The organism is Mycobacterium sp., assembly GCF_035653355.1.
Taxonomy (GTDB): Bacteria; Actinomycetota; Actinomycetes; order Mycobacteriales; family Mycobacteriaceae; genus Mycobacterium.
The window spans coordinates 1-3,986 of record NZ_DASRBZ010000142.1 but is presented as its reverse complement, the minus strand read 5'-3'; the positions used below and the strand labels follow the sequence as shown (position 1 = coordinate 3,986).

Genomic DNA, 3,986 nt, shown 5'->3' with positions numbered 1-3,986 from the left:
ACCGGCGCCGACATACATCAGCCGCTGCTGCCCGAAAGATCCGGTAGCCCAGCGTCGTTGGCGCCCTGGGAAACGCTCGGCTTCCAGGGCCGCAACTTCGTCGCGACCGGACCGGACGCCGCCGAGCTCACCCGGCTCAACGGTCGGCCCGCCAAGGAACCGATCCGGGTGTATGCCGGGTTGGAGACCGCCGACGACGACAACGCCCGCATGCAGGTGATCCTCGGCGAGCTCGAGCGCACCGGCGCGTTCACCCGAAAGCTGTTGGTGCTCATCCCGACCACGGGTACCGGTTGGATCAACCCGGTGGCGGCGCGTTCGCTGGAGATGATGTACAACGGCGACACCGCGATGGTCGGAGTGCAGTACTCCTATCTGCCCAGCTGGGTTTCGTTTCTGGCGGACCGGCAGAAGTCGATGGATTCCGGCAGGACGCTGATCGACACCGTTCACGACCGCTGGCAGCAGCTGCCGGCGGATCATCGGCCGAGATTGGTGCTTTACGGCGAAAGCCTGGGTTCGATGGCCGGACAGGCGGCCTTCGGGTTCCTGCCCGACATCGCCAAGATGGGCTTCGATGCGGTGCTGTGGGTGGGTCCACCACACGAAAGTCCGCTGTGGCACGCGCTGATCGTGCGCCGCGACCCGGGGACCACAGAGGTGCAGCCGCGCTACGACAACGGGCGGACCGTCCGGTTCGCCGAGGCCATCGATCCCGCGGAAATCGACCGGCTCGCCGCACCACCGTGGGACGGCACCCGGGTGCTGTTTCTGCAGCACCCATCCGACCCGGTCGTCTGGTGGTCCCCCGATTTGCTGTTCAGCCAGCCGGATTGGCTCGTCGAACCGCCGGGCCGCGACCGCACCGCATCGATGCGCTGGTATCCCGTCGTCACGTTCTGGCAGGTCAGCGCAGACCTCACGGAAGCCGAGGCGATGCCGGGCGGACATGGCCACAATTACGCCAACACGGTCTTGGACGGCTGGGCCGCGGTAGTGCCGCCGGACGGCTGGACGCTGGCCGACACCGAGCGCATGCGTGCCGCGCTCAAACAGTCGGAAGGCGATGACGGGCCCGGAAACTGATGCGTGACAGTACGTTTGAGAGGTTACGGGCACTCCTGCTGGCCGCCGTGCTGGTCGGCTCGAGCTTCGTCATACCCCGGATACCGGTGCGGTGGCGAGTGCCGGTGCAAGCCGGCGGAGCCGCAATGCTGGTACTGCTGACCGGTTCGCGGGTCGGGTTGTCTCCGCCGCGGTTGTGGATCGGGTTGCGATGGGGCCTGGCAACCGGGGCCGCCGCGGCGACCGCCGTCGCGGCGATGACGCCCGTGCCGGTGGTGCGGCTGTCGATGTCCACCCGCGAGCTGCCGCGGTCGGTGCCGGCCTGGCTGGCCTTGCGGATACCCGTGGGCACGGTCTGGGCCGAGGAGGCTGCATTCCGCGCCGCACTGGCGACGGTCGCCACCACGGGCTTCGGCGAATCCGGGGGGCGGCTGGTGCAGGCCGCCGCGTTCGGGCTCTCCCACGTCGCCGATGCGCGCGCGACGGGCGAGCCGGTGCCGGCGACTGTCCTGGTCACCGGGGTCGCGGGCTGGTTGTTCGGCTGGCTGGCCGACCGTTCCGGCAGTCTGGCGGCGCCGATGCTGGCACACCTGGCGATCAATGAAACAGCAGCGGCGGCCGCGCTCACCATCCAGCGGCGGTCGGGCAGTTAGGTATGGCCGCCCGTCAGAGCGCCGATCCAGCGAAGACCCGCCAGGCCGTCTTGGCCGTCGCGGACTGGCTCCGCGACGACAGCCGCCCGGCCCCCGGCCGGGCAGAGCTGGCGGCCGCGGTTCGGCTTACCGCGCGCACCTTGGCCGCGCAGGCGCCCGGCGCCGGCGTCGAAGTCCGGATTCCGCCGTTCGTCGCGGTGCAGTGCATCGCAGGTCCGCGGCATACCCGCGGCACACCACCCAGTGTCGTCGAGACGGATCCGCGGACCTGGCTGCTGCTGGCGACCGGTCTGCTGCAGGTCGCGGCCGCTAAGGCCGCCGGGACGCTGCAGCTGTCGGGTTCGCGGACCGGTGAAATCGAACGATGGCTTCCCCTTGTACCGCTGGAGCGCTGAGCAGGGCCGCCGGAACTCACCGGCTACCGGCAGCCGTTACCCGATCGGAAACACGCTATCCGGATTCGGCGACTTGGCTGTCGTCGCCGTAGACTCCGTTACGTCACCAACCTTCGGGAGCCGCCAGATCGTGACCGCCCAGCAGCCCCTGCCCGAGGAGAATCCGCCCCGCGAAGAATGCGGTGTCTTCGGGGTATGGGCCCCCGGCGAGGAAGTCGCCAAACTCACCTATTACGGCCTGTATGCGCTACAGCACCGCGGCCAGGAAGCCGCCGGCATCGCTGTCGCCGACGGGTCGCAGGTGCTGGTATTCAAAGATCTCGGCCTGGTCAGCCAGGTATTCGACGAACAGACGCTGGCGGCCATGCCCGGCCACGTCGCCGTCGGGCACTGCCGCTACTCCACCAGTGGCCAGACCACGTGGGAGAACGCGCAGCCGGTGTTCCGAACCACCGCGGCAGGCACCGGGGTGGCGCTGGGACACAACGGCAACCTGGTGAACAGCACTGATCTGGTTGCCCGCGCCCGCGAAGCCGGGCTGATCAATCCGCGGCTGCCCGGCGCGGCCACCACCGACTCCGACATTCTGGGCGCGCTGCTGGCCCACGCAGCGGCCGACTCGACGCTGGAACAAGCGGCATTGGAGCTGCTGCCGACGGTCCGCGGCGCGTTCTGCCTGACTTTCATGGACGAAAACACGCTGTACGCGGCCCGCGACCCGTACGGTGTGCGGCCGCTGTGTTTGGGCCGACTGGATCGCGGCTGGGTGGTGGCTTCGGAAACCGCCGCGCTGGACATCGTCGGCGCCTCGTTCGTCCGCGATATCGAACCGGGCGAACTGCTGGCTATCGACGCCGACGGGGTCCGGTCCAGCCGTTTCGCCGAACCCACGCCCAAGGGTTGTGTCTTCGAATATGTCTACCTGGCCCGGCCGGACAGCATGATCGCCGGCCGCTCGGTGCACGCCGCACGGCTCGAGATCGGTCGCCGACTGGCCCGCGAATGCTCGATCGACGCCGACTTGGTGATCGGGGTACCGGAATCGGGTACACCGGCCGCGGTCGGCTACGCGCAGGAATCCGGTATTCCGTATGGACAGGGCCTGATGAAGAACGCCTACGTGGGCCGTACCTTCATCCAACCGTCGCAGACCATTCGCCAGCTCGGCATACGGCTCAAGCTCAACCCGCTCAAGGAGGTCATCCGCGGCAAGCGGCTGATCGTCGTCGACGACTCGATCGTGCGGGGCAACACACAGCGCGCGCTGGTGCGGATGCTGCGTGAGGCGGGCGCGGCCGAAGTGCATGTGCGCATCGCGTCACCGCCGGTGAAGTGGCCGTGCTTCTACGGTATCGACTTTCCGTCGCCGGCGGAGTTGATCGCCAACGCCGTCGACGACGAGGAAGAGATGCTGGAGGCGGTGCGCCACGCCATCGGCGCGGACACGCTGGGCTACATCTCGCAGCAGGGCATGATCGCGGCCACCGAACAGTCCGCCTCGCGGCTCTGCACCGCCTGCTTCGACGGCCGGTACCCGATCGAGCTGTCCAGCGAATCCGCCCTGGGCAAGAACGTCATCGAGCAGATGCTTACCACCGCTGCGCGCGGGACCGTGCCGGTCGATATTGCGGCCGATGAGGCCGCTCTCGCCGAAGAAGCGTTACGGCGCCCATAGCTCGGTGACCGATGCGGGCCGTGGAGCGGCCCGAGGAGGAGCCGGGCAATCCGACCATAGCTCGGTGACCGATGCGGGCCGTGGAGCCGCCCGAGGGTGGAGCCGGGCAATTCGACCACAGCCCGGCGACCGATGCGGGCCGTGGAGCCGCCCGAGGGTGGAGCCGGGCAATTCGACCACAGCCCGGCGCTGAACGGT

Annotated in this window: 4 protein-coding genes; all 4 read left to right on the top strand. The window is 68.9% G+C overall.

Going from position 1 to position 3,986, the window contains the following annotated elements:
- The coding region (locus tag VFA16_RS04615; protein ID WP_324966677.1) for an alpha/beta-hydrolase family protein at window positions 1-1,086 on the top strand (1,086 nt) is incomplete at its 5' end.
- Window positions 1,086-1,718, top strand: coding sequence for a CPBP family intramembrane glutamic endopeptidase (locus VFA16_RS04610; protein WP_324966676.1), 633 nt, complete (start codon window positions 1,086-1,088; stop codon window positions 1,716-1,718). The genes VFA16_RS04615 and VFA16_RS04610, both read left to right, overlap by 1 nt.
- A 2-nt stretch (window positions 1,719-1,720) precedes the next feature.
- Entirely contained in the window at window positions 1,721-2,113 is a 393-nt protein-coding gene (locus VFA16_RS04605) for a sterol carrier family protein (protein ID WP_324966675.1), read from the top strand.
- A gap of 130 nt (window positions 2,114-2,243) precedes the next feature.
- Window positions 2,244-3,788, top strand: coding sequence for an amidophosphoribosyltransferase (purF, locus tag VFA16_RS04600; RefSeq protein WP_324966674.1), 1,545 nt, complete (start codon window positions 2,244-2,246; stop codon window positions 3,786-3,788).
- Window positions 3,789-3,986 lie beyond the last annotated feature (198 nt).